Here is a 26,435-nt window from a genome sequence, read left to right as displayed (position 1 = left end):
AATCTAGAAAATTTATATTTTTCATAAATTAGTGTTGACAACACAATAACTAGCTATTAGACTAGATAGTAAGTGTAAACTATACATTAAGTAAGGAGGATCTTAATATTATGGAAAAGACTAGATATATACTTATCGGAGTTGATCCACAAAATGATTTTATCGATGGAAGTCTTGCCGTTGCCGAAGCAGAGCAAATTATCGAACCTATCAACTCCATTGCCGACGAGGTACGAAAACACGATGGCACGGTTGTATTCACCCGAGACTGGCACCCCGAAAAAACACCACATTTTGACAAATGGCCAGTTCACTGCGTAGCCAACACTAGAGGAGCTAATTTTCACGAAGACCTAAATATTCAGCCTAGTGATATTATCATCAATAAAGGCACCGGTCAGACAGACGGATATTCTGGATGGGAGGGTAAAAGCGAAACAAACGAAACGTTAGAATCTATCATAATGCCAAAAACACCCCATGAAAAAGTTAAAGTATTTCTCGGCGGACTAGCAACGGATTTTTGCGTAAAATCTACCGCCCTAGATATCGCCGAACATTTCAAAGATGACAGACGTGTTACTACATACTTACTTATAGACGCCATTCGCGCCGTGGGATTAACCTCGACGGCCGAAGAAGAAGCATTATCCGCAATGAAAGAGGCTGGAATATTAGCAATATCGACTGAAGAAGCAAAGAAGATGATTCAGGAGGCAATTTAAATGGAGAAGAGCTCAAAAATATCACAAGGGTTAGATTATTACAAATTAACTATGGGGATGAACGAGTACTTAAAACATCCTGAAGCAGAAGTTACTTTCACATTGAAAAATCGCTCCCCTAATCTATTATCCGAATTTGTATCCCCAGTAGAATTACAGGATAGACTAAATGAGCTAGTTGAAGGATGGCGGCCTGATGAAGTAGCCTACTTGGCTGGATTACAAAACCAAGACGGCAAAGCGACATTTTCGCAAGAATACCTTGATTTCCTAATAAGTAACCCCTTGCCTCCGGTCAATATCGGATATGATAAGCGCGGCGACCTAGCGGTTGAAGCTACGGGAAAATGGCCCCTAGTTACATTCTGGGAAACCGTTATCATGAGCGAGATAAATGAAATATATTTTCGTAACAAACTCGCACGTGAAGGTTACTCTTTGGAAGAAGTGTATGCAGAAGGAGATCGCCGATTAGACGAAAAGATCAAATTATTAAAAAGCCGCCCAGATATTAAATTTTCTGATTTCGGCACAAGGCGACGCTTTAGTTTTAATTGGCATAGACACGTAATTGAACGAGTCGCAAATGAGCTCCCTGATAATTTTGTCGGAACTTCAAATATATACTTGGCGCATAAACTAGGATTAAAACCAATTGGAACTTTTGCACACGAAATGCCAATGGTCTACGCTGCACTGGCAGATAAAACCGGAAACGACCCACTAAGTGGCCACAATCAGGCGCTAAAAGATTGGCAAGGCACATATGGCAACGAATTATCAATTGCCCTAACAGATACATTTACAACCGACTTCTTCTTTGCCGACTTTACGCCCGAACAAATGACTTCGTGGAAAGGACTACGACACGATTCTGGCGACCCAATAGAATTTGGAAATAAGGCTATTGAAATTTACAAAAAGAACGGAATTGATCCTTTAGAGAAAACTATCGTCTTTAGTGACGGACTTGACGTGGACGAAATCATTAGGATAGCTGATTACTTTAAGGACAAAATAAATGTAACATTTGGCTGGGGTACAACTTTGACTAACGACCTTGGAATTACGCCCAATAACTTTGTTATGAAAGCCACAGAAGTCGATGGAGTATCTACGGTCAAATTGAGCGACACTCCTGGCAAACATACAGGTTCAGGTGATAAAATTAAAGAGTATAGCGAACGTGTAAAAGCAGCTTTGGCTAAAAATGCACTGAATAATACTCTAGTTACTGTATGAAAAAACAATGCCAATATCTATAAATCGTAAATTATGGTATAACGGTCCAAATTACACCGCAGACAGTGTAATAATCAACACAATCGCACAAAAAATTCTTTTGATAAAACGGTCCAGCGGTGAATGGGCATTGCCTGGAGGGTTCATCAATTCCAAAGAAGAATCCTTTACCGCAGCAATTCGCGAAACAAAAGAAGAAACTGGAATAATAATTAGTAATAATCCAATATTAATATACAAAGGGCTTGTTAATGATTCACGCAACAATCAGACGTCATGGATCGAAACCAGTGCGTATTTGTTCATAGTCAACGAACTATCAGAGGTGTCAGGACGAGACGACGCTATCGACGCAGCCTGGCTACCACTCAATAATTTGCCTAAATTATACGCATCGCATGATGAAATAGTAGCCAGGGCTATTGATTATTTGTCTTGTCGGTCGCTAATTAAGATAGCAGAGTTTTCCGAAAATTATCGCAATATTAACGGCGGTCATATGCAATACGACAAAATTATCGCCACAAAAAATGATCATTCGGTATTTATTAAGCGGACATCGACTAGATACGATGATATTAAGCGAAATAGGCTACGCCAATATCTGAGAAAAGAAGCGTTCACGATATCCTATCTGCGATGCCATGGATATAGCGGAATTCCACACAGATCAATATTGCGAGACAATGATACTTTCATTATGGAGACAATGGCGCCAGAAGAAGGTTGGCTATGGCGAGCAAAGAGCGAAACGCTAGACGCTTATATCAAATCAGCGAAGGAAAAATTTGACGAGTTGGAAAATATACCATTGCCGCCTGACACTTTTGATATCGAATCGTCATGCGATAGTTTTATTAAAGAAGGGTGGGCTTCGTTAGACGAGCAGAAGATAGCTAAATTGAGAGAGTTGTCATTAGGATTCTTGGACAGATTAACGCCCCATAGTCAAAACATAACTAAGAAATTATTAGCAGACTTACCCGCTTTACTAAATGCCGGAAGCCGACATAGCGATATAAAAAAATTAGTTTTTTGTCATCACGACATTCGACAATCAAATATGGCTTGGCACCCCAAACGCGGCACCAAGTTAATCGACTGGAGTTGGTCTGGACCTGGAGAATCTGGTAGCGACATCACTAGCCTACTGATCGACCTACATAAAAGCGGTTATAATATTTCAAACTATTACAAAGAAATAAATTTAGATCATTGCCTAACCTTAATTGGTTTTTGGTTAAACCATGCGACATGGCCATATCGCGGCGACGACACTCTTAGATTTCAACAATTTTTATCGGCATTAAGTGCATACGAAATATATACAACTATTTAAGCATTCACGGCTTCAATCTCAACCGACAGCACTTCTTTTTTGATTGGCAAAGATTGACCGGGCTCGAACGTATAAACCAATAATTGACCAAACGGCATCTCTACATTCGCCATCTCAGCCTCTGGAACTTGATCAAGATGTTTAATTAAAGCCCGAATAGAATTGCCGTGAGCCACCAATAAAATATTCTCACCATTCTGCAATTTCGGCAAAATCTCTTGCTCAAAATATGGAACAACCCGCGCATAAACATCTTTCAAAGTTTCGCCGCCCGGCACTGGATAATCCCAACCGCGCCGAATGCCATTGAAAGACTCTTCGCCAATTTCCGCTTTAACTTCCCATTTATTTTTTCCAGTCAAATCGCCATAATCACGCTCGTTTAATTCAGTCGCATGCGTCGTTGGTAGATTTTCGACACCACACCCTTCGAGTAGTGCGGCCAAAGTTTGTTGTGTGCGTTTTAGTGATGAAGTGTAAGCCTCATTAAACGACATATCTTTCAATAAAGCACCCAATCGCACGGTGTCATTATGACCCTTTTCCGTCAAATTAACATCCGTACAGCCAGTCCATTTACCAAGCAGATTCCACTCGCTCTCACCGTGCCGACTAATAACTAATATTCCCATTATTTCCCTCCAATCATCGGCGCAAAAAATTCTACAACTTCTTTTTTCACGCCGTCATTATCAATAATTTTCGTATTTACGTAACCGAATTTATCAATTGCCCACAATCTGATTGCCCAGAGCAGTGACATATCTTCAAAATCGATCTCATTTTTGGCAATAAATTTACTAGCCACAATTTCCGATTCCTGCAATTTTATCTCAGAAAAAGCATCGTTTTCTAACTTCGTAAAAAACACAAATTGATGTGTCAAAAACTCATCAGAATGACGCGAAGCAACCATGGCAAGACTCAGATCCTTAGGATCGACTTGAATATCAACTTCTTCTTTCACCTCGCGTACCGCCGCTTCCAACGGAGATTCTCCAGCGTCAACAATGCCACCAGGCAGCGACCAATGGTCTTTATAACCAGCCTTGACGATCAATAACTCGCCCTGCTCATTTTCAATCAACACCGCCGCACTGGAAAAACGCCTGTCCAAACTTGCCAACCAAGCCCGTCGCTCTTCATCTGTAAATTTCATTATTTAGCAAACTCAATTGCTCGCGTTTCGCGAATCACGTTAACCTTAATGGTGCCAGGATATTGCATTGTCGACTCAATTTTCGTCGCAATATCTCGCGCCAATTTAATCGCCGACAAATCATCAATTGTCTGAGGCTTCACGATTACACGAACTTCACGACCAGCAGAAATCGCATAGGCCTTATCAATTCCTTCAAAGCTCGTAGCAACATTTTCCAAATCGCGCATTCGCTCTGCAAAGTTTTCAGCAGAAACATTACGCGCACCTGGACGCGCAGCCGAAGCCGCGTCACAAACTCGAACAATAATTGCCTCTGGAGTTGTCGCTTCGATATCATCGTGGTGTGCTTCGATTGCGTGAACAATTCTCTCGTCCATACCATATTTACGAGCCAATTCCGCCCCAATGTGATGGTGCTTGCCCTCAATTTTATGTGACACAGCCTTGCCGACGTCATGAAGAAGTGTAGCAATCTTCGTAATGCGCACATCCGCGCCGATTTCTTCGGCAATCATTCCAGCAATTTGCGCCATCTCTGTTGAATGCTTCAGGACGTTCTGACCGAAGCTGGTACGAAACTTCAACTCACCAAGCAGCAACAACATCTCCTTCGGAATCCCAACCACGCCAGTTTCACGCATAGCATCTTCACCAGCCTGGCGAACTTCTTTTTCAATCTGCTTTTTAGCCTTAGCAACAACCTCTTCAATGCGCGCAGGATGAATACGGCCGTCCTTCATCAGCATCTCAAGACTCAAACGAGCCACTTGTCTGCGAACAGGATCAAAACTCGACAAAATAATCATGCCGGGTGTGTCGTCAACTAAAATATCGACGCCAGTTTCGCGCTGCAGTGCCTGAATATTACGCCCCTCCTTACCAATAATTCGACCTTTCATCTCATCATCTGTCAACTTAACGGCAGTCACCGTGCGCTCAGCGGTAACTTCACTGCTCATTCGTTCCATCGCGGTCACTAGAATCATTTGCGCCCGTTCTTCAGCGTCATCCATTGCATCATGTTGTAATTTTGACACCAAACCGACCAAGTCTTGCTTAATGTCACGCTCAGTCATCTGCATTAACTTATCGGCAGCGTCTTTTTTCTTCAATCCAGCGATTTTTTCCAATTTCTCCTGCTGTCTGGAGCGAATGTCGCGAATTTCATTTTTAAGATTATCAACTTCATCCTCATGCGCGCGCAATTTTTCCGCTCGTCGATCAAGCTCCTCCAATTTATTGTCCAGAGTCCTCTCGCGATCCGCCAAGCGATTTTCGGTCTTTTGCCATTCCTTGCGACGTTCATTTTCAATCTTAAGCGCCTCGTCCTTAGCCTTAAGGACAATGTCGCTCGCCTTAGTTTTCGCATCTGCCAGATCTCGCTCAATCTGATTTTTACCGTTAATTTGGCGAGTTCTCTGATATCCAACAAGACCAGCAGCACCCGCGCCAGCTCCAATAGCCGCGGCAATAATTACTTCTATCATTATCATTCCTTTCCGATCAGCCGCCCCTGAGTGTTCGTCTCAAGGAAAAATATCAACAGCCAATCAACTTCAAACTATCTAACTCGGCGAATCAAAAATCACAAACCGCCGTAATTTAATTATACACGGTTTTGATGGTTTGGGCGATAAAAATTATTTTCGCGGCGCAGTGATATTCGCAGCAGCACCGTACTCTGGCATAACAATTTTTTCATTCTCGCCAGAACGCAATTTACCCAAAGCCAAATCACGCCAGTTGTCACCCATCGCACCAACGATAGGAATATTCAAGCTGTCCGCCAAGGTATTCACAACCGTCAAACCAATTCTCAGCCCCGTAAAACTTCCTGGTCCTTTCATCACGCCAATGCCACTTATCAGATGCAAATCGCCAGTTTTTTCTTCCAAAAATTTCAACAAATTCCGCGCCAACGTTCGCCCAGCTTCCCATTCAAAATCCTGACGATTTTCTCCATTGACTATCGTCAAAAAACATGTTGATGTTGAAGTGTCTAATAAAATTATCACGCCATATTCTCCTTTATTTTTCTCAAAAGTTCATCAGATTTTTTGCCGCCAGGGTGAAATTCCACAAGCCGCCCTTCTTCGCTAGTCGCAGTAATTTTTATCGCCAACCGGTCACTTGGCAACGCGTCGCCAACAGCGCCAGCCCATTCAACCACAACCACCGAATTAGAAGCCGCCACTTCGCGAATTTCCTCGCTCATAATTCCAGCATTTCCCAATCTATAAAAATCGTAATGCGCCAAACTCAGACCGCGAGGTGAATCGTACACGCGCGAAATCGTGAAAGTTGGACTCTGAACTGGCTCATCAATCTCTAAAGCCTGCGCAATTCCCTTCGTCAACGTGGTTTTCCCCGCGCCAATGTCACCGACCAATTCCAGAACTTCCCCGCCAGAAACAGCCCGACCAATTGCCGCGCCCAATTCTTGCATTTTCTCTTCACTAGAAATATTCACTCTTATATTATACTATGCTAGCTTTTTTTTGGCGATGATAGTACAATAACCATAAGAGTTATGCGTGTTTCAGACCAGACAATTGAGAGCATTCTGAAACAAGGTGGGGTTGTTGATGAGCCGCAGCTTGCTGATTTGAAATTGATCGCTGAACGGTCGAAGCAAACATTACAAGAAACCGCTATTGAACAAAAAGTCATTTCTGAGGAAGATTTGACAAAGTTGATCGGCGATTATATTGGCGTGCCTTTCGTGCGAATTGAGCCAAAGGATATTCCCGAAGATGTGTTGAAACGAATTCCTGAACATATCGCGCGCCAGTATAATGTTGTGCTTTTTGATAAAAATGAGGACGATAGCTTATCGCTTGCGATGGAAGACCCAGACGACGTGCAGGCGCTGAACTTTATTCAGAAAGAAATTGGCTACAACACTAAGGTTTTCCTAGCGACAAAAAGCAACATTTTGGACTGTTTGGAAAATTATCGCGGTAATATCAATGCCGAACTTGACGAAGTTATTGCGGTGCAAAAAGACGCTTCCGCCGAAGACCAAAACGTTAGTCAAGATGATTTTGCGGAAAATTCACCAATTGCCCAAACTGTTAATTTGTTACTGGAATACGCCATAAAATCCAACGCTTCCGACATTCATATTGAACCGCGCGAAGATTACGTTCAGGTTCGCTATCGAATTGATGGTGTCTTGAAGGAAGTTAACAAATTGCCACGAAACGTTCACGGCGCTTTGGTGAGTCGCATTAAAATTCTCTCTAATCTGAAAATTGACGAACGCCGTGTGCCACAGGACGGGCGATTTAAGATAAAAGTTTCAGGAAAACAATACGCGCTTCGTGTTTCAACATTGCCAATCGCTGACGGCGAAAAAGTGGTCATGCGTATTTTGGACGAATCGAACCAGGCTGTTAAACTGGATCAGCTTGGCTATTGGGGCTTGTCGCTCGCAACCGTAAAAGACGCAATGGCTCAGCCGAACGGAATGATCCTGGTGACTGGACCAACCGGATCGGGAAAATCGACCAGCTTGTTCAGCGTCTTGTCGGAACTTAATACTCCAGATGTCAATATTTCCACAATTGAAGACCCGGTGGAATACAAAATCCCAGGTGTCAATCAAACTCAGACTAACGCCAAAGCTGGAATGACCTTCGCTTCAGGACTAAGGGCGCTACTTCGCCAAGACCCAAATATCATTATGGTCGGAGAAATTCGCGATGGCGAAACCGCAAACCTTGGTGTTCAGGCGGCGCTGACCGGGCACTTGGTGTTCTCCACTCTGCACACAAATAACGCTGCGACATGTTTGCCACGTCTGCTAGATATGGGAATTGAGCCATTCTTGATCGCTTCAACCGTGAAGGCGGTGATTGGGCAGCGACTAGTTAGGCGCCTGTGTATGAACTGCCGCCAAGAATACACTCCAAACGAAGAAGAAATAAAGTATATCACCGAGATGTTTAAGATAAATACAGAGTCGATTAAAAAAATTCACAACCTCGAAGAGCAGGCTTTTGAGGATAAAATTGGTGGCGACACACCCATGGGGTCAACTGATTCAGAAATTGAACGATTATGGCAACCGAATCCAGAAGGTTGTGACGAGTGTGGACATAACGGATTCAAGGGTCGCGTTGGTATTTACGAGGTTCTTGGCATTTCCATTCCTATCCAAAAAATGATCACCGCCAACGCCACCAGCAACGATATTCAAGATCAAGCGATTTCCGAAGGCATGGTGACAATGCAGATGGATGGACTTATTAAATCACTGCGCGGGATCACCACCGTGGACGAAGTTTTGAGGGCAACAAGGGAGTAACATTATGCCAATTTTTGAATATTTACTTGTCAACAAAAAGAAAGAAACCGTCTCTTCAACGATTGAAGCGGCCGACAAACTATCTGCCATTAATAATTTGAGGTCACGCGGACAATTGATAAAAATCGAAGAAAAAGGCGCAAAAAAAGAGCTTAGTTTTTCTTTCGGCAAGAAAAAGAAAGGTGCCAAAACTGAAGAATTGGTGATGTTTACTCGCCAATTAAGCGCCATGGTTTCAGCTGGCGTTCCTATTCTTCGTTCCCTTAACTCTATGGCAAAACACGCCGAAAGTGCCAACTTCCGAGACACGATCAACGCTGTGATTAAAGACATTGAAGGTGGTATGTCTTTTGCGGATGCCCTGAGCAAACACCCAGAAACCTTCAATGATATCTATGTGAACATGGTTGCTGCAGGTGAAACCGGAGGTATTTTGGACGATATCTTAAAACGTCTAGCTTTACAACAAGAAAAAAACTCATCCATGAAGAAAAAAATTAAAGGCGCCATGACATACCCGATCGTACTTTTAATCATTACAATTATTGCCTTCTTTATCTTGATGATCTTCATTATTCCAGTCATCGGTAAAACTATTAAAGACATGGGCGGACCCGACGCCAAACTGCCGCTCCTTACTGAAATTATGCTCGGAATCAGCGATTTTGTAGTGTCATTTTGGTATATAATAATTCCAATATTTGCCGGAAGCATTTGGCTATTAATTCGCTACGTTAAAACCCCAAAAGGCCGCGTAAAATTTCACAATATCATCATCAAAGTTCCAGCTGTCGGACCAATTGTTAAAAAGGTGGCAATCGCTCGCTTTACTCGAACCTTCTCCGCTCTTATCGGCGCGGGCGTGGCTGTGCTTGAAGCATTAGACGTAACTTCGCGCGCCGTCGGAAATGTCGCCTACGAAAAATCCCTAAAGGAAGCTACTAAGCGAGTCCAAAACGGTGAAGTTTTATCAAAAATTATCGCAGAGCAGGACGATTTATATCCGCCGATTGTTGCGCAAATGTTGTCTGTTGGTGAGGAAACTGGACAAACAGATAAAGTTCTAGTTAAAGTTGCCGACTTTTACGAGGAAGAGGTCGATACCGCGATTGACGGCGTTAGCTCTATTATTGAGCCAGTGATGATTGTTGCAATGGGTGTTGTTATTGCCCTGGTGGCGGTTAGTGTTATGGGCCCAATTACAAGTATGGCGGGTCAAGTTAAGGAATAATAGTTTTTCAAAAAAGCTTATGCTATAATACCGATATATAGGTGGGAAAATAATAACGTGTCGAGCATATTTTATAGAAAAAAACCAATTATCGGCCTAGATATCAGCCGAACAAGCATAAAAGTAATGTCGATTGATAGAAATCGGATGCTGGTTCATGGATATGGATCGATTAACCTCGATTCTCAGAAAAGCGACGGAAATTCTGCAGACAACACTGAATATTTGGCGCAGAATATCAAAACGTTATTGAAGAAAAACGTTGTAGGACAAATTAACAGCAATCGCGTAGCGCTGGGCATACCAACCAACCGAACATTCTCGCGAACATTTAGCCTGCCTGTGAAAGAAGAAAGTAATATTCGCAGTGCGGTAAATTTGGAAGCCGAACAATATATTCCAGCTCCATTAGATTCTCTTTATTTGGACTATCGAATTATCAATCGCACGAAAGATGAGCTTAGTGTCCTGATGTGTGCTGCGCCGAAGAAAATGATTGACAGCATGTTAGACGCCACAAAACAATGTGGCCTGGAAGTTGCAGTAATTGAGCCGAACATCAGCGCAATCGCTAGACTTCTGAAACGCACAGAAGAAGGAATGCTCCCTACTGTCATCGTCGACATAGGCACATCAACTACAGATATTGCAATTCTAGATTCCGATATACGTGTGACTGGCGGCTTAAATGTTGGCGGCTATTCACTCACCTTAAATTTAGCTAAAAAAATGAATGTACCAATTGAGACAGCTCATCAATTTAAGGTATTAAACGGATTAAACCCCGGTCCAAGGCAAGCCAGAATCGCAGGAGCCTTGCGCCCAAGTTTGGAAAAAATGACCAACGAAGTTAAGCGCGTTATGCGATATTACACAGACCGTTTCCCTGATGAGAAAAAAATCGAGCAAGTTCTCATAGTTGGCGGTGGCGGTAATCTTCCAGGAATTGGTGATTTTTTCACAAACGAATTATTAATGCCAGCGCGCGTGGCAAGTCCGTGGCAAATGCTGAATTTCGATGGACTAGAGCAGCCGGAAAAACAGCTTCGCTCTCAGCTATCACCAGTTGCAGGGCTAGCCTTAATCAAGCAGGAGGATATTTATGATTAACCTTCTACCTCCTCAAGAAAAAAAGCAAATCAGCGCCGGGCGAGTAAACGTCATCTTAAGACGGTACTGCATCATATCATTGATATTTGCAGGCTTGCTATTCTTAACTATTGGCGGATTTTATCTATTCTTAGAAAATAGCCGCACCTCAGCTCAAGCCAACATCGACGAAGGAAATGCTAAGCTTGCTCAATATCAATCGACGCAAAAAGAAGTTAGCGAGTTTAAGAAAGACCTTGATTCAGCTAAAGTAATCATTAATAGCGAAGCTCATTACTCTACAATTATTCCAAAAATTGCACAGTACATACCATCAGGTATGGTTTTGGATTCTCTGACACTAGACACTTCAGCGCTAGATAAACCGTTGTCATTAACAGCTCTCGGAAAAAATAGGGATGACGCTATTCGAATAAAAACTAGCTTAGAAAAATCAGAGATATTTAGTGACGTTCACCTGGAGACTGTTGTTTATAGCGGCGGCAACCAATCGTCAGACAAGCCTGCGGATTATCCAATCACTATAACAATTAGCGTTACACCAAAGCCAGGGGTCTTAAAGCAATGAAAAAAGTTCTAAATGCCAGTATCGCGCGAATCATCTTGTCGTTATTATTGCTCATAATATTGTCAGCAATGGTAGGGCTAGTTATTTTCGCCTATTCATTCCTAAGCAAAACATCAGAAGAAGTTGGAAAAATGCAAACAGAAGCAATTGCAGTTGATGCAAAAATACAAAGTTTGCTAGCGTCAAAATCTCAGCTCGATCGCAATTCCGACACAGTTAAAAAAGCAAAGAATATCGTCTCAGAATCGAAACTTTATCAATATCAGAATCAGATTATTCAGGATTTAAATACCTACGCTGACCGCGCTGGCATTCCGATTAAATCTTTCTCTTTCCAAAATGAACCAACAGCCTCTACTAAGACAGCGACACCTAGCAAGCAAACATCCGCCAGCCCTGTTGGAGTGAAAAGCACTTTCGTATCAATTCAGTTGGGAGACCATATAGATTACACGAAATTCCTACATTTCCTTAGTCTTATTGAAAAAAATGTCACTCGAATGCAGCTTTCAGGTGTGTCAATTTCCAGAGGCGCAAATAATCATGAAATATCAATCCAATCACTTGAAGTAAAGGTTTATACACGATGAGTCCATCAATATCAGAGCAGCTCGAGCCAATCGTAAAATCACTATCTAAATTCCTGTGGCGATTTCATGTGATAATATATAGCGTTGTTGTAATCGGAGGCGTAGCAATCGCGATATTTCTTTTGAGCGGACTTTTAGCAGTTCCTACCGAAGAACCACAAACTGCATCAATAAGCTTCGATAAAAAAACCATGCAAATTATTAAAGACTTCCGACCGTCAACTTCAGCAAACGACTCGTTTAGTCTACCGGCTGGTCGCTCCAATCCGTTTGCCGAATAGAACGTAACCGTTTATAATATAGTTATGCTTATATCCGCAGATCGCTTCCTTGATATTCCCGTCATGAGTCTTCAGACGGGCTCCGAACTGGCGCGAACATCGCGGGAAATTATCAATCCGAGGAATTTGTCTATAATCGCATATGAACTTGAAGGACGACTTTTAGACCAACATCCTAGCCTGCTTCGCATTGATGACGTCAGAGAAATTGGACCGCTCGGTATGATTATTGATTCAACTGACGAGATCATCGGCATTGATGATGTGATTACTATAAAAGAAATTTATGACATCAATTTTACATTAAAAGACAAGTTGGTTATTGATGAGAAAAATAAGAAAATCGGAAAAGTTATCGGATACACATTGGCGGCTGGGAATTTTATTATACAACAACTTCGAATTCGGCGACCATTCTTGAAAAGTTTTGGCGACACAGAGCTACTTATTCATCGTTCTCAGATTATAAAAGTAACCGATGATAAAATCGTTGTAAAATCAGCAACTATCTCGCACATAGCCGAAAAAACACCTATTCCACAGATAAATTCATACGAAAATCCATTCCGCAAGCAGCCTCGTCCACAACCAGAATCTACAAAAGTTGATTAATCATTTGGGTTTTCAAGAGCCTTCTTAATGTCGTCGTAAGAAAAACCCTGCCTAGCCAAATATTGCATTAACTTCTGCTGATCACTATATCGATAACGTTTTTTAGCAATGACCTTCCGCAATTCCTCGTCATCAGAGCGAATATTCTCTTTAACTAACGACTCAATCGTTGTATTATCAATTCCCTTTTGCGCCAGTTCCAATTTCAAACGACGAATACTGGCGCCTTTTTTCATGAACCGCTGTTCAAACCAAAATCGAGCAAATTTTTCATCGTCCAAATATTTTTTCTCAATAAGACGATCCAAAACTCGCTCAGCAATCTCCGGCTTTATTCCAGGATGTTCAATAATTTTTCCAGTTTTCGCTGAACGTCGGCGAGTCGCTAGCGTTTTCCGACGCAGATAATCGCGCACTTCTTTGATGGCTCGCGGACGCATTAAGCAATATTCTATAGACCTAGCATACAACTTGCCAAACTGACTGTCGTCTTCTAGTTTCGAAATTTCCTCTTCCGTATATTGGCGACCAATCTTAATGCCTAGTTCGCCGACCTGGAATACATCCAAGCTAAAACGATATTTCCCGTCAACGCTTACATTGACACGATTTTTATCACGAGTCTGAAGAGAAATATCGGTGATTTTCATCTATATTTGAATTAACTTTCCGCTTCCTTCACTTTATCACGCACTTTCTGATCAATTTCCGCCAAAACCTCAGGATTTTCCTTCAAATAAGTCTTCGTTTTATCGCGCCCTTGACCAATCGTTTCGCCGTTATATTTATAAAACGCACCCGACTTTTCAACTATACCGTGCGTTGCCGCCAAGTCCAGAATATCGCCAGTTTTACTAATTCCCTCGTTGTACATAATGTCAAATTCAGCCACGCGGAACGGCGGTGCGATCTTATTTTTCACAACCTTAATTTTTGTGCGGTTACCAATAATATCATCGCCAACTTTGATTTGACCAATTCGACGAATGTCAATTCGCTGCGACGCGTAAAATTTCAACGCATTACCACCGGTTGTCGTTTCAGGATTGCCAAACATCACGCCAATTTTCATACGAATCTGATTGATAAAGATCACCGTGGCTTTTGATTTATTGATAATTCCCGTCAATTTACGTAGAGCCTGACTCATCAATCGAGCCTGAAGACCCATATGAGAATCACCCATATCGCCATCAATTTCAGCCTGTGGCGTCAAGGCAGCCACCGAGTCGACTATCACCAAATCCACCGCGTTCGAACGAACCAGCGTCTCCGTAATTTCCAACGCCTGCTCGCCGTTATCTGGCTGAGAAACCAACAAATTTTCCGTGTCTACACCCAGACGCTTGGCGTATGCTGGATCAAGCGCGTGCTCGGCGTCAATAAACGCCGCCGTTCCGCCCTGCTTCTGAATTTCTGCAATAGCGTGAAGCGTCAATGTTGTCTTACCCGAGCTTTCTGGACCATAGATTTCTATGATACGACCTTTTGGATATCCGCCACCGAGCGCCAAATCCAAACTCAAAGCACCAGAAGGAATTACTTCAACATCGACTTTATGAGCCTCGCCCAATTTCATAATTGATCCGTCACCAAATTGCTTGGTAATTTGATCCATCGCTAGACCAAGTGCCTTAAGCTTACCTTCGTCAACTTTTTTATCCGATGCCTGACTTGACTTTTCTGGATTTACTGTTTTACTGTCTGATTTTGCCATAGCATTCCCTCCTTAGTTACTTCCTTTATTATACCGATTTGTTGCAAGATTTGCTATAATTACATTCATGAATAAGCGAAACGGTTTTACTATTATTGAACTTTTGGTTGTAGCGACTTTCTTGATTATCATCGCAATCTTAGGTTTCTCACAATATACAAAATTGACCAACGAATCAAACAACGCCAAAAAACGCACCGCGATTAACGCCATGCATTATAGTCTGGAAGAAGGTTTTTACGTTAAAAATGGCTATTACCCAGAGAAGTTAGAAGAAGGCACACTTCCGACTATGGATCCTGCATTGTTAAAAGATCCACAAGGTAAGAAAATTGGCGAAAAAGACAGCAGTTATCGTTATGAATCTTCAAATTGTAATGACGGAAAATGTAAGTCATACAAACTTGTCGCGACGCTTGTTGATGAAGATGACTACATAAAAGAAAGTCGCCATAAATAATTAGCTAATCATCACAAACAGGGCGGCCATTCTTAAAATCTTCAATGGCATTATTGATTATCGCAATTTGCTTGCGTGGATTTGCCACAAAATGGAATATATATGTCGTTTCTTCACCCTCAGTGCTGAGGCGAATCGTGCCATAATTGAAAAGAGTCTGAATAATGCCTGATTGACGGAAGCTTGCATCCTCAATACTACCCAAGCTCACCGTTTGCTCGTGCCGATAAAATAAGCTACCCTGGATTTCCTGAATCACACTTTCGTTGGTCATGTAAAAATGATTCTGCAAATATATCCACAAGGACACCGCACCACCAAGCGCCACCAGCCCAATAAGCAACATTGCCACGCCAAACACATCAGTCAGTGAAGGCATCGGCGAGATAATTGCGTCACGAGCAATTGACGGATAAAACATCACAAACACCATGATCATCACCACCAAGAAAACCGAGATTCCCGTCGGGATTAGCATACCAATTGGATGACGCTTAATATCCAAAATAATGTATTCGCCTTCGCTCAAATTGAGATTCGGATATTGCTGAACTGATTTTTCATGCTTTTGTTTCAGATCATCGCTAATAGTAAACGGCTTCGGATCAATATCTCGCGCAACATGTACGACTTGCGGCTCATTAGCATATTGACTACGCAATCGCGGATCAAAATTCTCCCCATCAATAATTTCTGGTCTTGCCGTCACATAAGAATTCGTCTGCGCCACAACCGGAGCCGGACAACCAGTCTGCGGCGGATGATGATATAGCGGTCGACCATCAGCATCGTACGCAACAGGCTGCGTTAAATCTTCTGACGAGGATGTTTGTGGATTCATGCCTATATTATAACACGACAGAACTTAAGATAGTCTTGTTTTTTGCCCATGGCGGCTCCTAGTTAAGTTTGTCTGGTTTTATTAAAGCACAAATAGCCGAAGAATACGATAATTATCTTCCCAAATGTCGCTTTGCCTTAATCGTCACTCGACGACCACGCGGCGTGCGCTCAATAAAACCAATTTGTAGCAAATATGGTTCATAAAAATCCTCAATTGTTGTCGCTTCGTCACCAGTTAACGCCGCAATTGTTGTTAGACCAACGGGATTATCGCCATAATTTTCCAGAATCGATTGCAATAAATTACGATCAGCCGGATCCAAGCCCAACTCGTCCACCTCCAACATTTCCAAAGCATTGGTTGTAGTTTTTACATCAATTATTCCGTCGCCATTAACGTCGGCGTAATCACGGACGCGCTTAAGAAGCCTATTGGCAATACGTGGCGTCAAGCGCGCTCGCGTCGACAATAAATCCGCCGCTTCACTTCGAATTGACGACTCCAAAATCTTCGCACTACGCGTCACAATTTTCGCAATATCCTCTGGCGTGTAAAATTCCAAGCGGTAAATATGCCCAAACCTATCACGCAAAGGTGCCGCCAAACTTCCGGTTCGTGTCGTCGCACCAATCACCGTAAATCGCGGCAAATCTAATCGAATTGATCGCGCTGCTGGACCTTTTCCAATCACAATATCCAGCTTAAAATCTTCCATTGCAGAATATAAAATCTCTTCTACAGACCGACCCAACCGATGAATCTCATCGATAAACAGAATATCGCCGTCCGACAAATTAGTCAGAATCGACGCCAAATCGCCAGCTTTTTCAATAGCCGGACCACTGGTAATCCGCAGATTCGTGCCCATTTCATTAGCAATCACCGTCGCCATAGTTGTTTTACCAAGCCCCGGCGGACCATATAATAATACGTGATCCAACGGTTCGCCGCGCTTTTTAGCCGCATCAATCGCCAAACGCAAATTACGTTTTAACCTTTCCTGACCAACATATTCAGCAAAACTCTGCGGACGCAGACTAACTTCAATTCGCTGCTCTTCAGAATCGTCATCATGCGAACTTGTATCAACTATTCTTTCAATTGCCATACATTCATTATATCATCCAAACCGGAGCGGACTAAGCTCTTGTAAGCCGACTACGCAGTATCTGCATAATTTCGCGAAAGGTCTCATCACTCACCATATGCACCGCGTCCCCTAAGTGCCGCGACCATTTTGGATCAGGAAACTCCTCGCCAGCAAAGGTGGTGCCAGCGAGATACCGCGGATGTAAATGCCAGTGCACATGTGTCGACTGACCAGCTTTCACTGCGTTATTCATCAAGCACTCCCAGTTACACACGTCGGCGCCAAATGCTTCTTTAACTGCCTGCTCGAGTTGACGAATCACCTGATGCAGCTCCATCCAATCTGCCTCATCCAACTCCGACAACGTCTCCTTGTGCTGGCGCAGAGTGATAAATGACTTACCTAAATAGCGTTGATTTCTGTCAAGCACCGCCACCCAACGTTCGGTTTGTAGTATGACATTGTCGTCAGCCGCTGTTTGGCCAACGAGCAGCGGACAGATTTCACAATCCTTCATTGTCACGTCTGTATTCATGATATCTCCTAATGCAAATTATACCAGACATGCGGTATTTATTCACACCTACAAAGATATGCCCGAGCTCGTAAGAACAGTTTTACCAATGTAACGAGGAGATAACAGCTTCTCACTGTGAGCCATGGGCCAATCCTGAAATATTTCTTGGCTCGGTTCATCCAGTTCTGGGTCAGTGATGAATCGCATATTCTCTCAATTGCTATACACTAATTATAGCATTTATGGTATAGTATTAGTATCTACAATTAAACTAGGAGTTTACAATGCCGGAATTTGATGCCAAAAACCGAAAAAAAGACATAAGAGAAGTATATGACCAAGTCCCAGAAGGAATTAGGTTAATGTCAGAGGCAGTGCCATATATTTTGGCCGAGCTAGGATTAGCGCCTTCCGACGAATCTGAAGGAATTGAGTCGCACAGGGTTGCAATTGATGTAAAAAATATCAGCAACACCTTGACTGAGCGGGGATATGGCAATTTAGAGCAAACAGAAGAATACGACCCCAAATCAACAGAAATTGCAAAACACGTAATTAACTTACTAGTAAGATATCCATTTTTATGGTGCGATAGAATCGCATCGAAAGAAGGCGCTTCTGACAAAGAGCAGGCCGAAATATTCGACCAAGAGTCGTGCAATCACCAATTTGATGATCTGCCTGGATTATATGGAATTACTGACATACAAGGTCAGCTATTGCGCCGTAGTGTTCAGAGCTTTCATGACTACGACAGACTAACAGCCGGCGACATAGAAAATCTCATTAGAGAAGTAAAGCAGACAGTTAAAGAAGAAAACGAGTCGCAATAGATATCAATATCTTAATAAAACCCTACCTCTTCAAAGCTTCGGTTACTCGCTGAGAAGTTGGTAAATTAGCATCGACATTTTCAAGCGCCTTAGTTGCATCCGCTAATGTATAGCCCAGAGCCATAAGCGCTTCCAGAGCTTCATCTGAGGTGTTTAATTCAGTTTGCAGCGGTTCTTCCGCTCGGCCATAATGAGTAGGCAGACCAACTTTATCGCTCAAATCAACCACCACTCGCTCGGCGGTTTTCTTACCGACGCCAGCAGCCTTTTGCACAAAACCGCTGTCAGAATTAGCAATAGCATTGCGCACTTGCTCGGCATCACCCAAGCTTAAAATCGCTAGCGCAGCCTTCGGACCAACCCCCTGAACCGTGATTAGCATTTCAAATAACTTTTTCGCCGCCAAGCTAGAGAACCCAAACAATTCCTCCGACTGTTCGCGCACGTGATGATAAGTGTAAAATTTTACTTCTTGATCTAATATCACCGCGTCAAAATCATTAGTCGCCACGCTAACTTCATATCCAACACCATGAACATCAATGACTAACGAGCCGTTAAATTTCTCAGCAACTTTTCCAAAAACATGTGCAATCATATTTCAATTATACCCGATTCATCGCTGCGTGTGTAATTGCTGCAGCCAAAGCATCCGCGCAGTCATCCGGCTTCGGAACATCTTTCAAACCCAAATTAAGGCGCACCATTTCCTGAACTTGCTTTTTATCGGCCTTTCCATAGCCGGTCAGAGTTTGCTTTATTTGTAGTGGCGTATATTCAGCAATCGGCATTCCGGCTTTTCGTCCAGTTAACATCGCCACACCACGAGCCTCCGCCACAGAAATCGCCGTCGTAACATTGCGCGCAAAAAATAGCTTTTCAATCGACATAACATCAGGATTTGTTTCGGCAATAATTTCTGTAAGGCTATCAAAAATATCTTCAAGCCTTTCGTCAATTGGCGTATGTGCCGGCGTCGTCACAACTCCCGCAGTGACCATCTTGAACTTGCCACGAGAAAAATCAATCACGCCAAACCCCAAAATTCCCGTTCCCGGATCAATCCCGATAATTCTCATATCTTTATTATAGCAATTATTTACCGCTTGTGGATTTAATGCTTTCGCGGATTTTTCGTACAAATTGCGAAATTTCCCATCGCCACTGCCATACGCCGTAACCGACGGCCAGTAAGCTCACGCCGCCAAATACCCACCAGCCCCAAGTAGCGCCAGCAACTTGTTTAACTTCAGTAGCCGCCGAGCCAACAGTTGGCATATTTGCAGATTTTATCTTTCGACACCGCTTAGTTTGCGGATTACGCTCAAATCCTTCTGGGCATTCTTTTGCTATATCGTCAGTGGAGGCAATCTTCTTACATCGACCCGTGGCTGAATTGCGGAATTGACCTTCTGGGCAAGGCTTCAAAGTTTTTGCCGCAGCCGATGCGATAGATCGACATCTGCCAGTTTCTTCACTACGATAATAGCCATCTTTACAGGGCGTAATAGTTTTTTCCGCTTCAATTTTTCGACAACGGCGAGTTTCCGGATGGCGATATTGACCAACAGGACAAGGACTTTCAACGGGCGGGGTGGCAATTTTCACACATCTGCCCAACACGTTCCTCTCATAACCGCTCTGACAGTCTGGATATTCTTTAAAAACATTAGCGGCGCCTTCAGTGATGGCAAATGTCCGAGTCCACTCATCATCAACCAAACTCCACGAGGCGCCTTTTGATATATTGTTATATTCAGAGATATCAATCTTCGAGCCAGCCTCGTCTAATAAATAAACTTTTCCTTTTGTTTTTGGCAATTTCAGATTCGTATTTTTTATTTTGATCGTTAAAAATTCGCCAGGATTTAATTCGATATCACCAATATTTTCACGAACGCCAGAATCGCTAACCGTCAATTTACAGCCTGTCGTAATGACGGTTTTTTCGCCAGAATTGATAATCTCAATAAACTGTTCATCAACATTCGACGCGATTTCACTTAGCTTCAGACCTTCACATTTATTCAACTCCTTTGAAGATTCAGATTTGGAATCTGGGGTTTTGCAATTTGGTCGTGAATACGGCTCAACTTCCTGATTGTTAAGATTTTTACCTGACAAAAATTTCGAATCAATAATATTTTCATCAATAAAACAGCGCCAAACAATTTTCACACCGCCTTTAATTGGCGAGCCCGCAGACTTTGAATTATTTCCCCAGCCGACAGTATCTGCGACCGACCCGTCCGAACGCGACAACACGACCGATCCATCATTCTGAGCCAAACCTAAATTATTATCAAACTTTATGGCGCCCGCTAACATCTTATCGTTTGACAAAACCAAAAATTCGTTCGCTAAGATTACTTCATCCTTGAAAATTTTTCCAACGGTTTCAACTCCAGATCCAGTGTAATACTCTATTTTCCAACCAGCCAAATTAACATTCCGATTCGTCGGATTATAAATCTCAACGTATTTTTTGTCCTGACTAATCTTTGAAATTAATATCGGAGCATTTTCTTCTGTGCTTTCATCTGAATTATCTATTTTTGGCGGCTCAGATTTGGGGTTTGGCTCGGACTTTGAAGACTCATTGATAGCAGGATTTTCACTCGGACTATCTATAGACGAATTCTCTGTTGGAGTCTCGGGATTTTCACTTGATTGAGAAGGTGAATTGCTATCGATCTGTTCCTTATCGGCAGCTTGATCTTTCACCTCCTCAGCCGATTTAAGACTATTATCAACAGTCTGAACGTCATCAACTTTCGACTCTTGAGTAGCACCCGAAACACCTTCCGCCAAAACCAACGGCGACGGCACTATTAGTGCCGCGGCTAGTATCATAAGTAGTGTGTTGCGCAAATACTTCATGCTCGCTCCTTGCTTATGGTTAATCATCTTTAGTTTAGCGTACTTTTTGTCAAATTAAAAATCGCCCCAGAAAAGGAGCGATTTCTTAAAGTAATAATTTTATTCCGCCGTGATATCTGCATTTGTATGAACATTCACAACGTCATCCAAATCATCCAACGCATCAATCATTTTCATCAATTTCTGCGCAGTTTCCATGTCGGCAATTTCTATCGGCGTATTGGCAATATATCGCAGTTCCGCGTCCTTAACCTTCAAGCCTTGCTCAACCAATTTATTCCGCACACTCGCCAAATCTTTCAACTCCGTATACACGATAATTTCGCCGTCTTCCTCGACAGCATCTTCGGCGCCAGCGTCCAAAACCGCTAGCAACAAATCTTCCCCGCTGCCTTCGATAGTAATGACGCCTTTGCGCGTAAATTGGAACATCACACTACCAGCATCAGCAATTCGCCCGCCATTTTTAACCAACGCAGTTTTTACCTCTGGCAATGTTCGGTTGCGATTATCTGTCGCCGTTTCAATAATAACACCCACGCCGCCAGGACCGTAACCCTCGTAAGCAATTTCCTCCAAAGCCGCCGCGCTCTTATCCGCCACTCGGTCAATTGCTCGCTGGATGTTTGCGCTAGGCATATTCGCAGCCTTAGCTTTTTCAATTGCCATCGCCAAACTTGAGTTCAGCGCTGGGTCTGTGCCGCCACGTGCTGCAATAGCAATTTGATTACCCAATTTCGTAAAAATCGCGCCGCGCTTAGCGTCAACAATCGCTTTTTGTCGGTGAGTTGTAGCCCATTTACTGTGTCCTGACATAATTTCTCCTAAAGTTATTTGCTATTTCAATCTGTTACTATTATACACTACTCCACAATATTTATCTTAGCGAGGTCTAATTTAGTTTGCTTTTTCATCCAAATCATTGCCAAAATTAGCGACATATATAAAGCCGCACACTGCCACAAATTGATACTAACTTCCATTTGAGCCCATTCAAATCCAGCCGTCCAATTGGTGACTTGAATCATATAGCCAAGTAACCACGTCGTCGGAATTGCAATCAACACACCAATCATTGGCACAAAAACCATCACGCCCGACATAAACGTCAGCAGCATCGCTAGCGGCACAAACGGCAAAATCAGCATATTCGCAATTAACGCCACATTGCTAATAACGCCGAAACTCATCATAAGTAGCGGCAACGTCATAATTTGCGCCGACAAAGTTTCAATTAAAATCTGCCGAAACGCACCCGGCTCTTTGTTGCCGAAAAAGTAAGAATGAAGAAGTGGCGCCAACATAATTACGCCCGCAAACGAAGCAAAGCTTAATTGCCAGCCCAAATCGCCCCAACCAAATTGTGGATTTATCAATAGTGTGATTGCCGCCGACACGGGAAGTAGGACTAGCGGATGAATTGTCCGACCATAATACCACGCCGCCAAACTCAGTCCCGCCACCAAACCAGCCCTCGACATACTAGGACTTAATCCAGTCACTGCCATAAAACCAATTATCATAACAGCCGCGCCGAGCATCGCTAAATATTTTGATCGCTTGGCGAATAATCGTCGCGCTAAACGAACTAAAATTGTTAAATTGTAGCCGCTCGCCACCACGATATGCGTTAGTCCAGCAATTTTCAAATTGTCACTTAATTCAGTCGGCATAGCACGCCTTAAGCCCAATAAAAATCCCAATCCCAACGCGGATTCTGATTCCGGAATATGTTCACGGACCCGCCCCGCAAACCAATCACGAACTCCCACCGCCACATCACCCGGAACGGGTCTTTCGGCACTAATAATTTTCGCCCGATATATGCTTGCTGAAAAAGCCCCAAATCCCGCCGTCATTTTACCCTTAACCTTCACGATATCACTACGCTTAATTGAATTTTTATCTGGCGTCGTCACCCAAATTTGTCCCGGCAATTTTTCATTATTCATCCGCAAATTGCCCAATCTAAGAACCGTTTGACTATTTTTATCGAGATCAGGATCCTCCAAGACTTGACCTTGGATAATTGCGACTTTTCCGATTAACGAATCATAAACCTCCACGCCTTTTCTGCCAATTTCACCGCGCCAAAGACCAATCAAAACTCCAGAAATAATTGCTAGAATCATGAAAAATCGCCAGCGCCAAATTGCCACGATTACAAAAATAATCAGCCCGACCAATAAAAATAATGAGTTCGCCACAAACGACCGTGGTATGTAATGGATGGAAATTACGCCAATCGTCAAACCGAGACACCACACCGCCACCAACCAAGAAATATGCAACTTCTTAAATAGCCAACTATTCATACTTAAAGTATATCTGGATCCGAAGCCATAAAAAAGACTCCGCCAAGGGAGTCGATTTCAAATTTGGAGGGTCCACCGGGGCTTGAACCCGGGACACCCTGCTTAAAAGGCAGGTGCTCTAACCAGCTGAGCTATGGACCCATTCGGAATATCCGCTTTCTTCATCCTAGCACAAACCAACACAAAGGTCAATGCTTAGCGAGTTTATGTCCGCCAGTATGTGGTGAAAAAATGTCAATTAGACCGCACACCAGACCAAACGTAGCCACGTATCGCCAATTATTAGCGAAAATCTTATACATCTCCAGCGCCTGTCCGTCTAGTGATATATATTTTCCCAGAGGAACCACCAATAGCGCTGCTGTCAAAAACGCGATTCCCGCCGCCGAGACAATTCTCTCATGTTTTTTCTGATATCTCGGACCGCTTAAAAGAAGCATAATTAACGGAACCAACGTTAAAACTAATCCCGAAATTACACCATTTGGCAATAAACCAGTTTCCAATTTCAAGCCATCCAGCACTCCTGTCAGCCAGCCACCCCACCATTCTGATAGTAAAAATCCCGTCGCCAACGACAACGCCAATGGACCGAATCTTCGAGATGAAACAAATGCAACCGCAAAAACCGTTACTAAAATTGCTCCAAATAGAATTATCACGCTCATTTACCCTCCTCCAAATCAAATTTTACCTGTGACCCAACCGTGGCGCTCGCACGCTTAGCAACTCCCGCCTTCACTTCCAACACGTACTTTGCCGGAACTGGTGGCGCATATTTTTCATGCGGCTCAGCGTCTGGCTTAACGTTATGTTTTATATAGACGACGCGCTTTTTATCATTAATCCAAATCATATCAACTGAAAACTTCATATCTTTCATCCACATTTTGTGACGATCGTTATGGTCAAATACGAACAGCATGGCATAATTCTCATCAATTCCCAGCCTTCCGGACAGACCTTTCCGCTGCGATTCTTCATCATTAGCAATTTCCGCCTGAAGCATCGTCTTATTCAGGTAAATCATTTCCGTTTTTGGCGAAACCGTTCGAAAAGCATAAAAAATTGCCCCACCAATAACCATCAGCATACCGCAGATAAATATCCATTTGATGACAGTCTGAGTTACTGTCGAGTGACGAGGCTCGTCCATAAACCTATTATAACAAGTTTATGCTTAAGCGCCGATTTTATCTTTCTTATTACCGCGCTTGGCGTTTCGATCGATGTATTCAATTATCTTTCCAGCCACATTTCGGCGAGTAATTTTCTCAATTCCAAATCCTGGGCTAGCATTAACTTCCAGCACTAAAGCACCACGGCTTGATCTCATGAAGTCGACTCCAGCAACTGTTAATCCCATTGCCTTAGCGGCTTTCACGCACATTTTACGTTCAGAATCTGTCAATTTTATGCTGGTTCCCTCGCCGCCCTTGTGTAAATTGCTACGAAAATCATCGTCCAAACTCTGACGCTTCATACTAGCCACCACTTGACTACCAACCACAAACGCACGAATATCAACACCAGCCGACTCTCTAATAAACTCCTGAAGTAGCACGTTCGTACCGTCCGAGTTGGTCAAATAAAACGCCTGCAGAACCGACTTGGCAGCCTTTTTAGTTTCCGCCAGAACCACGCCATTTCCGTGCGTGCCGCGCGCCAACTTAATAATCGCTGGCATACCACCGATCTCTTCAATAAGCGAATCAATGTCAGTCGCGTTTCGAGAAAAGACCGTCTTCGGAATCGACACTCCCGCTTTTACTAATAACTGTGTTGAGCGCAATTTGTCCCGCGCCCTAGTAATTGCAATCGAGCGATTCATAAAAAACGCCTTCGGATGCATCATCTCCAATTGACGCAAAACCGCTGTTCCATACTTTGTCATATGGCTCGCGATTCGCGGAATCACCACGTCAAAATCACCAATTTCCTTACCTTTATAGATGACCGTCGGATGCTTTTCATCAATTGAAACGTAGCAGTTTTTATACTTAATAACTTTAACTTGATGACCGCGCTTTTCAGCCTCTTCTTTCAGGCGAAGCGTCGAATAATTAATGTTGCCGTTAGATAAGATTGCAATTCGCATTACTTTTCTTCACCTTTCTGATGATATTTTTTATAAAATTCGTATGGATTCAATTTTACTTCTTCATTAAGACTAGCAGTTACGGACGGTTTTTTCCTGCGAACATTTTTTCTTGAAACATCCACTAGGAATTTTCCAGAAATTGACCGTCTGCCAATTAACACCGGAAATTCATTCTTTGACCGATCGGATAGATTCATCAGCATTTTAATTTTTCGCCCACCAAGCTTCACCCAAAAGTGCGTTCGATAACGAATCTGATTTTGACCCATTGCAGAGCGTACGCTAGCCACAGAATAATCAGTTCTCTTAAATATCTTACCATTATAATACGGCGAACCCTTACCAAATAGAGAAAATTTCAATACACCATCTTTATCAATGCGAATATTGCTCGCCCAAACCGCACTGGAATCGGCGCCCGTATCAATTTTAGCTGGGACTTTTTGTGCTCGCTCGCCGAAGTCCACAAACTCAGTCGACCCAATAATGGCTTTTTCTTTCATACGTCA

At 42.9% G+C, this 26,435-nt stretch carries 31 protein-coding genes and 1 tRNA gene; 12 read left to right on the top strand and 20 right to left on the bottom strand.

The window, feature by feature from the left end; translation table 11 throughout:
• Positions 1 to 110 precede the first annotated feature (110 nt).
• Genes LRM49_RS00715 through LRM49_RS00705 form a run of 3 tightly spaced genes read left to right on the top strand, consistent with a single transcriptional unit; the run spans position 111 to position 3,306 of the window.
• Entirely contained in the window at positions 111 to 725 is a 615-nt protein-coding gene (locus tag LRM49_RS00715) for an isochorismatase family protein (protein WP_243777974.1), read from the top strand.
• Entirely contained in the window at positions 726 to 1,967 is a 1,242-nt protein-coding gene (gene pncB / locus LRM49_RS00710; protein WP_243777973.1) for a nicotinate phosphoribosyltransferase, read from the top strand.
• A 7-nt stretch (positions 1,968 to 1,974) separates the two neighbouring features.
• On the top strand, positions 1,975 to 3,306 hold the full coding sequence (locus LRM49_RS00705) for an NUDIX domain-containing protein (protein ID WP_243777972.1): 1,332 nt from the start codon (positions 1,975 to 1,977) through the stop codon (positions 3,304 to 3,306).
• Here the strand turns inward: LRM49_RS00705 and LRM49_RS00700 are convergent.
• The 5 genes from LRM49_RS00700 to tsaE all read right to left on the bottom strand — a co-directional run bounded on the left by LRM49_RS00700 (position 3,303) and on the right by tsaE (position 6,938).
• The gene (locus LRM49_RS00700; protein WP_243777971.1) at positions 3,303 to 3,938 is read right to left on the bottom strand and encodes a 2,3-bisphosphoglycerate-dependent phosphoglycerate mutase; all 636 of its coding nucleotides are present in this window, start codon (positions 3,936 to 3,938) and stop codon (positions 3,303 to 3,305) included. The genes LRM49_RS00705 and LRM49_RS00700 overlap by 4 nt on opposite strands.
• Positions 3,938 to 4,465 (bottom strand): NUDIX domain-containing protein, encoded by a 528-nt coding sequence (locus LRM49_RS00695; RefSeq protein ID WP_243777970.1) that lies wholly within the window; start codon positions 4,463 to 4,465, stop codon positions 3,938 to 3,940. Before LRM49_RS00695 ends, LRM49_RS00700 begins: the two co-directional genes overlap by 1 nt.
• Complete coding sequence (gene rny, locus LRM49_RS00690; RefSeq protein ID WP_129636750.1) at positions 4,465 to 5,955, bottom strand: ribonuclease Y; 1,491 nt, start codon at positions 5,953 to 5,955, stop codon at positions 4,465 to 4,467. The genes LRM49_RS00695 and rny overlap by 1 nt, the downstream gene beginning before the upstream one ends.
• Before the next feature lie 153 nt (positions 5,956 to 6,108).
• Entirely contained in the window at positions 6,109 to 6,483 is a 375-nt protein-coding gene (tsaB, locus tag LRM49_RS00685; RefSeq protein WP_129635285.1) for a tRNA (adenosine(37)-N6)-threonylcarbamoyltransferase complex dimerization subunit type 1 TsaB, read from the bottom strand.
• On the bottom strand, positions 6,480 to 6,938 hold the full coding sequence (gene tsaE, locus LRM49_RS00680; protein ID WP_243777969.1) for a tRNA (adenosine(37)-N6)-threonylcarbamoyltransferase complex ATPase subunit type 1 TsaE: 459 nt from the start codon (positions 6,936 to 6,938) through the stop codon (positions 6,480 to 6,482). The genes tsaB and tsaE overlap by 4 nt, the downstream gene beginning before the upstream one ends.
• Before the next feature lie 60 nt (positions 6,939 to 6,998).
• Here tsaE and LRM49_RS00675 point away from each other — a divergent pair, with 60 nt between their 5' ends.
• The 7 genes from LRM49_RS00675 to LRM49_RS00645 are packed head-to-tail and all read left to right on the top strand — an operon-like array spanning position 6,999 to position 13,169.
• Positions 6,999 to 8,777, top strand: a complete 1,779-nt coding sequence (locus tag LRM49_RS00675) for a GspE/PulE family protein (protein ID WP_243777968.1) — start codon at positions 6,999 to 7,001, stop codon at positions 8,775 to 8,777.
• A gap of 4 nt (positions 8,778 to 8,781) precedes the next feature.
• Positions 8,782 to 10,008 carry a type II secretion system F family protein gene (locus LRM49_RS00670; RefSeq protein WP_243777967.1) on the top strand — a complete coding sequence of 409 codons (1,227 nt, stop codon included), beginning with the start codon at positions 8,782 to 8,784 and terminating at the stop codon, positions 10,006 to 10,008.
• 57 nt (positions 10,009 to 10,065) lie between these two features.
• Complete coding sequence (gene pilM / locus LRM49_RS00665; protein ID WP_259376940.1) at positions 10,066 to 11,118, top strand: type IV pilus assembly protein PilM; 1,053 nt, start codon at positions 10,066 to 10,068, stop codon at positions 11,116 to 11,118.
• Positions 11,111 to 11,686 carry a PilN domain-containing protein gene (locus LRM49_RS00660; protein ID WP_243777965.1) on the top strand — a complete coding sequence of 192 codons (576 nt, stop codon included), beginning with the start codon at positions 11,111 to 11,113 and terminating at the stop codon, positions 11,684 to 11,686. Before pilM ends, LRM49_RS00660 begins: the two co-directional genes overlap by 8 nt.
• Positions 11,683 to 12,276, top strand: coding sequence for a hypothetical protein (locus LRM49_RS00655; RefSeq protein ID WP_243777964.1), 594 nt, complete (start codon positions 11,683 to 11,685; stop codon positions 12,274 to 12,276). The genes LRM49_RS00660 and LRM49_RS00655 overlap by 4 nt, the downstream gene beginning before the upstream one ends.
• Positions 12,273 to 12,557 (top strand): hypothetical protein, encoded by a 285-nt coding sequence (locus LRM49_RS00650; protein ID WP_146428564.1) that lies wholly within the window; start codon positions 12,273 to 12,275, stop codon positions 12,555 to 12,557. The genes LRM49_RS00655 and LRM49_RS00650 overlap by 4 nt, the downstream gene beginning before the upstream one ends.
• A gap of 24 nt (positions 12,558 to 12,581) precedes the next feature.
• Positions 12,582 to 13,169, top strand: a complete 588-nt coding sequence (locus LRM49_RS00645; RefSeq protein WP_243777963.1) for a PRC-barrel domain-containing protein — start codon at positions 12,582 to 12,584, stop codon at positions 13,167 to 13,169.
• Here the strand turns inward: LRM49_RS00645 and LRM49_RS00640 are convergent.
• Both LRM49_RS00640 and recA read right to left on the bottom strand, forming a co-directional pair.
• Positions 13,166 to 13,819, bottom strand: coding sequence for a regulatory protein RecX (locus tag LRM49_RS00640; RefSeq protein WP_243777962.1), 654 nt, complete (start codon positions 13,817 to 13,819; stop codon positions 13,166 to 13,168). The genes LRM49_RS00645 and LRM49_RS00640 overlap by 4 nt on opposite strands.
• A gap of 11 nt (positions 13,820 to 13,830) precedes the next feature.
• Positions 13,831 to 14,886 (bottom strand): recombinase RecA, encoded by a 1,056-nt coding sequence (recA, locus tag LRM49_RS00635; protein WP_129636736.1) that lies wholly within the window; start codon positions 14,884 to 14,886, stop codon positions 13,831 to 13,833.
• Between the two features lie 67 nt (positions 14,887 to 14,953).
• Here recA and LRM49_RS00630 point away from each other — a divergent pair, with 67 nt between their 5' ends.
• A complete protein-coding gene (locus tag LRM49_RS00630; protein WP_178142772.1) occupies positions 14,954 to 15,346 on the top strand; it encodes a type II secretion system protein in 393 nt (130 codons plus the stop codon).
• Positions 15,347 to 15,350: 4 nt separating this feature from the next.
• On the opposite strand, the gene LRM49_RS00625 is transcribed toward LRM49_RS00630, so the two are convergent.
• From LRM49_RS00625 to LRM49_RS00615, 3 genes are all read right to left on the bottom strand, one after another.
• Positions 15,351 to 16,187, bottom strand: a complete 837-nt coding sequence (locus LRM49_RS00625; protein ID WP_243777961.1) for a PH domain-containing protein — start codon at positions 16,185 to 16,187, stop codon at positions 15,351 to 15,353.
• Between the two features lie 112 nt (positions 16,188 to 16,299).
• Positions 16,300 to 17,298, bottom strand: coding sequence for a Holliday junction branch migration DNA helicase RuvB (gene ruvB, locus LRM49_RS00620; protein WP_243777960.1), 999 nt, complete (start codon positions 17,296 to 17,298; stop codon positions 16,300 to 16,302).
• Between the two features lie 31 nt (positions 17,299 to 17,329).
• Positions 17,330 to 17,815, bottom strand: a complete 486-nt coding sequence (locus tag LRM49_RS00615; protein ID WP_243777959.1) for an HIT family protein — start codon at positions 17,813 to 17,815, stop codon at positions 17,330 to 17,332.
• A 266-nt stretch (positions 17,816 to 18,081) separates the two neighbouring features.
• Here LRM49_RS00615 and LRM49_RS00610 point away from each other — a divergent pair, with 266 nt between their 5' ends.
• Entirely contained in the window at positions 18,082 to 18,630 is a 549-nt protein-coding gene (locus LRM49_RS00610; protein WP_243777958.1) for a hypothetical protein, read from the top strand.
• Positions 18,631 to 18,652: 22 nt separating this feature from the next.
• On the opposite strand, the gene ruvA is transcribed toward LRM49_RS00610, so the two are convergent.
• The 10 genes from ruvA to LRM49_RS00560 all read right to left on the bottom strand — a co-directional run bounded on the left by ruvA (position 18,653) and on the right by LRM49_RS00560 (position 26,429).
• Complete coding sequence (ruvA, locus tag LRM49_RS00605) at positions 18,653 to 19,228, bottom strand: Holliday junction branch migration protein RuvA (protein WP_243777957.1); 576 nt, start codon at positions 19,226 to 19,228, stop codon at positions 18,653 to 18,655.
• A 7-nt stretch (positions 19,229 to 19,235) separates the two neighbouring features.
• Positions 19,236 to 19,709 (bottom strand): crossover junction endodeoxyribonuclease RuvC, encoded by a 474-nt coding sequence (ruvC, locus tag LRM49_RS00600; protein ID WP_129631598.1) that lies wholly within the window; start codon positions 19,707 to 19,709, stop codon positions 19,236 to 19,238.
• A 16-nt stretch (positions 19,710 to 19,725) separates the two neighbouring features.
• Entirely contained in the window at positions 19,726 to 21,510 is a 1,785-nt protein-coding gene (locus LRM49_RS00595; RefSeq protein WP_243777956.1) for a lamin tail domain-containing protein, read from the bottom strand.
• A gap of 99 nt (positions 21,511 to 21,609) precedes the next feature.
• Entirely contained in the window at positions 21,610 to 22,326 is a 717-nt protein-coding gene (locus tag LRM49_RS00590; RefSeq protein ID WP_129743740.1) for a YebC/PmpR family DNA-binding transcriptional regulator, read from the bottom strand.
• A 47-nt stretch (positions 22,327 to 22,373) separates the two neighbouring features.
• Positions 22,374 to 23,825: a ComEC/Rec2 family competence protein gene (locus tag LRM49_RS00585; RefSeq protein WP_243777955.1), complete on the bottom strand. Its 1,452-nt coding sequence runs from the start codon at positions 23,823 to 23,825 to the stop codon at positions 22,374 to 22,376.
• 64 nt (positions 23,826 to 23,889) lie between these two features.
• Positions 23,890 to 23,966, bottom strand: a tRNA-Lys gene (locus LRM49_RS00580).
• A 47-nt stretch (positions 23,967 to 24,013) separates the two neighbouring features.
• Positions 24,014 to 24,493 carry a hypothetical protein gene (locus LRM49_RS00575; RefSeq protein ID WP_243777954.1) on the bottom strand — a complete coding sequence of 160 codons (480 nt, stop codon included), beginning with the start codon at positions 24,491 to 24,493 and terminating at the stop codon, positions 24,014 to 24,016.
• Positions 24,490 to 24,981, bottom strand: coding sequence for a DUF192 domain-containing protein (locus LRM49_RS00570; RefSeq protein ID WP_243777953.1), 492 nt, complete (start codon positions 24,979 to 24,981; stop codon positions 24,490 to 24,492). Before LRM49_RS00570 ends, LRM49_RS00575 begins: the two co-directional genes overlap by 4 nt.
• A gap of 24 nt (positions 24,982 to 25,005) precedes the next feature.
• Positions 25,006 to 25,923 carry a RimK family alpha-L-glutamate ligase gene (locus LRM49_RS00565; protein ID WP_146423215.1) on the bottom strand — a complete coding sequence of 306 codons (918 nt, stop codon included), beginning with the start codon at positions 25,921 to 25,923 and terminating at the stop codon, positions 25,006 to 25,008.
• Entirely contained in the window at positions 25,923 to 26,429 is a 507-nt protein-coding gene (locus tag LRM49_RS00560) for an ATP-dependent zinc protease family protein (RefSeq protein ID WP_243777952.1), read from the bottom strand. Before LRM49_RS00560 ends, LRM49_RS00565 begins: the two co-directional genes overlap by 1 nt.
• Positions 26,430 to 26,435: the final 6 nt, after the last annotated feature.

The sequence above is a fragment of the Candidatus Nanosynbacter sp. HMT-352 genome (genome assembly GCF_022819365.1).
Lineage (GTDB): Bacteria > Patescibacteriota > Saccharimonadia > Saccharimonadales > Saccharimonadaceae > Nanosynbacter.
The sequence above is the reverse complement of the archived record's forward strand: the minus strand, read 5'-3'. Positions and strand labels throughout refer to the sequence as shown.

Coding starts and splice junctions, on each gene's coding strand:
- LRM49_RS00660 (WP_243777965.1), top strand. CDS start 11,111: ATGATTAACCTTCTACCTCCTCAAGAAAAAAAGCAAATCAGCGCCGGG.
- LRM49_RS00610 (WP_243777958.1), top strand. CDS start 18,082: ATGCCGGAATTTGATGCCAAAAACCGAAAAAAAGACATAAGAGAAGTA.
- LRM49_RS00645 (WP_243777963.1), top strand. CDS start 12,582: ATGCTTATATCCGCAGATCGCTTCCTTGATATTCCCGTCATGAGTCTT.
- LRM49_RS00590 (WP_129743740.1), bottom strand. CDS start 22,326: ATGTCAGGACACAGTAAATGGGCTACAACTCACCGACAAAAAGCGATT.
- LRM49_RS00650 (WP_146428564.1), top strand. CDS start 12,273: ATGAGTCCATCAATATCAGAGCAGCTCGAGCCAATCGTAAAATCACTA.
- pncB (WP_243777973.1), top strand. CDS start 726: ATGGAGAAGAGCTCAAAAATATCACAAGGGTTAGATTATTACAAATTA.
- LRM49_RS00595 (WP_243777956.1), bottom strand. CDS start 21,510: ATGAAGTATTTGCGCAACACACTACTTATGATACTAGCCGCGGCACTA.
- LRM49_RS00695 (WP_243777970.1), bottom strand. CDS start 4,465: ATGAAATTTACAGATGAAGAGCGACGGGCTTGGTTGGCAAGTTTGGAC.
- LRM49_RS00655 (WP_243777964.1), top strand. CDS start 11,683: ATGAAAAAAGTTCTAAATGCCAGTATCGCGCGAATCATCTTGTCGTTA.
- LRM49_RS00575 (WP_243777954.1), bottom strand. CDS start 24,493: ATGAGCGTGATAATTCTATTTGGAGCAATTTTAGTAACGGTTTTTGCG.
- LRM49_RS00675 (WP_243777968.1), top strand. CDS start 6,999: ATGCGTGTTTCAGACCAGACAATTGAGAGCATTCTGAAACAAGGTGGG.
- LRM49_RS00560 (WP_243777952.1), bottom strand. CDS start 26,429: ATGAAAGAAAAAGCCATTATTGGGTCGACTGAGTTTGTGGACTTCGGC.
- LRM49_RS00700 (WP_243777971.1), bottom strand. CDS start 3,938: ATGGGAATATTAGTTATTAGTCGGCACGGTGAGAGCGAGTGGAATCTG.
- ruvB (WP_243777960.1), bottom strand. CDS start 17,298: ATGGCAATTGAAAGAATAGTTGATACAAGTTCGCATGATGACGATTCT.
- LRM49_RS00715 (WP_243777974.1), top strand. CDS start 111: ATGGAAAAGACTAGATATATACTTATCGGAGTTGATCCACAAAATGAT.
- LRM49_RS00630 (WP_178142772.1), top strand. CDS start 14,954: ATGAATAAGCGAAACGGTTTTACTATTATTGAACTTTTGGTTGTAGCG.
- LRM49_RS00565 (WP_146423215.1), bottom strand. CDS start 25,923: ATGCGAATTGCAATCTTATCTAACGGCAACATTAATTATTCGACGCTT.
- LRM49_RS00585 (WP_243777955.1), bottom strand. CDS start 23,825: ATGAATAGTTGGCTATTTAAGAAGTTGCATATTTCTTGGTTGGTGGCG.
- LRM49_RS00625 (WP_243777961.1), bottom strand. CDS start 16,187: ATGAATCCACAAACATCCTCGTCAGAAGATTTAACGCAGCCTGTTGCG.
- LRM49_RS00570 (WP_243777953.1), bottom strand. CDS start 24,981: ATGGACGAGCCTCGTCACTCGACAGTAACTCAGACTGTCATCAAATGG.
- LRM49_RS00670 (WP_243777967.1), top strand. CDS start 8,782: ATGCCAATTTTTGAATATTTACTTGTCAACAAAAAGAAAGAAACCGTC.
- rny (WP_129636750.1), bottom strand. CDS start 5,955: ATGATAGAAGTAATTATTGCCGCGGCTATTGGAGCTGGCGCGGGTGCT.
- LRM49_RS00705 (WP_243777972.1), top strand. CDS start 1,975: ATGCCAATATCTATAAATCGTAAATTATGGTATAACGGTCCAAATTAC.
- LRM49_RS00640 (WP_243777962.1), bottom strand. CDS start 13,819: ATGAAAATCACCGATATTTCTCTTCAGACTCGTGATAAAAATCGTGTC.
- LRM49_RS00615 (WP_243777959.1), bottom strand. CDS start 17,815: ATGAATACAGACGTGACAATGAAGGATTGTGAAATCTGTCCGCTGCTC.
- ruvC (WP_129631598.1), bottom strand. CDS start 19,709: ATGAGAATTATCGGGATTGATCCGGGAACGGGAATTTTGGGGTTTGGC.
- ruvA (WP_243777957.1), bottom strand. CDS start 19,228: ATGATTGCACATGTTTTTGGAAAAGTTGCTGAGAAATTTAACGGCTCG.
- recA (WP_129636736.1), bottom strand. CDS start 14,886: ATGGCAAAATCAGACAGTAAAACAGTAAATCCAGAAAAGTCAAGTCAG.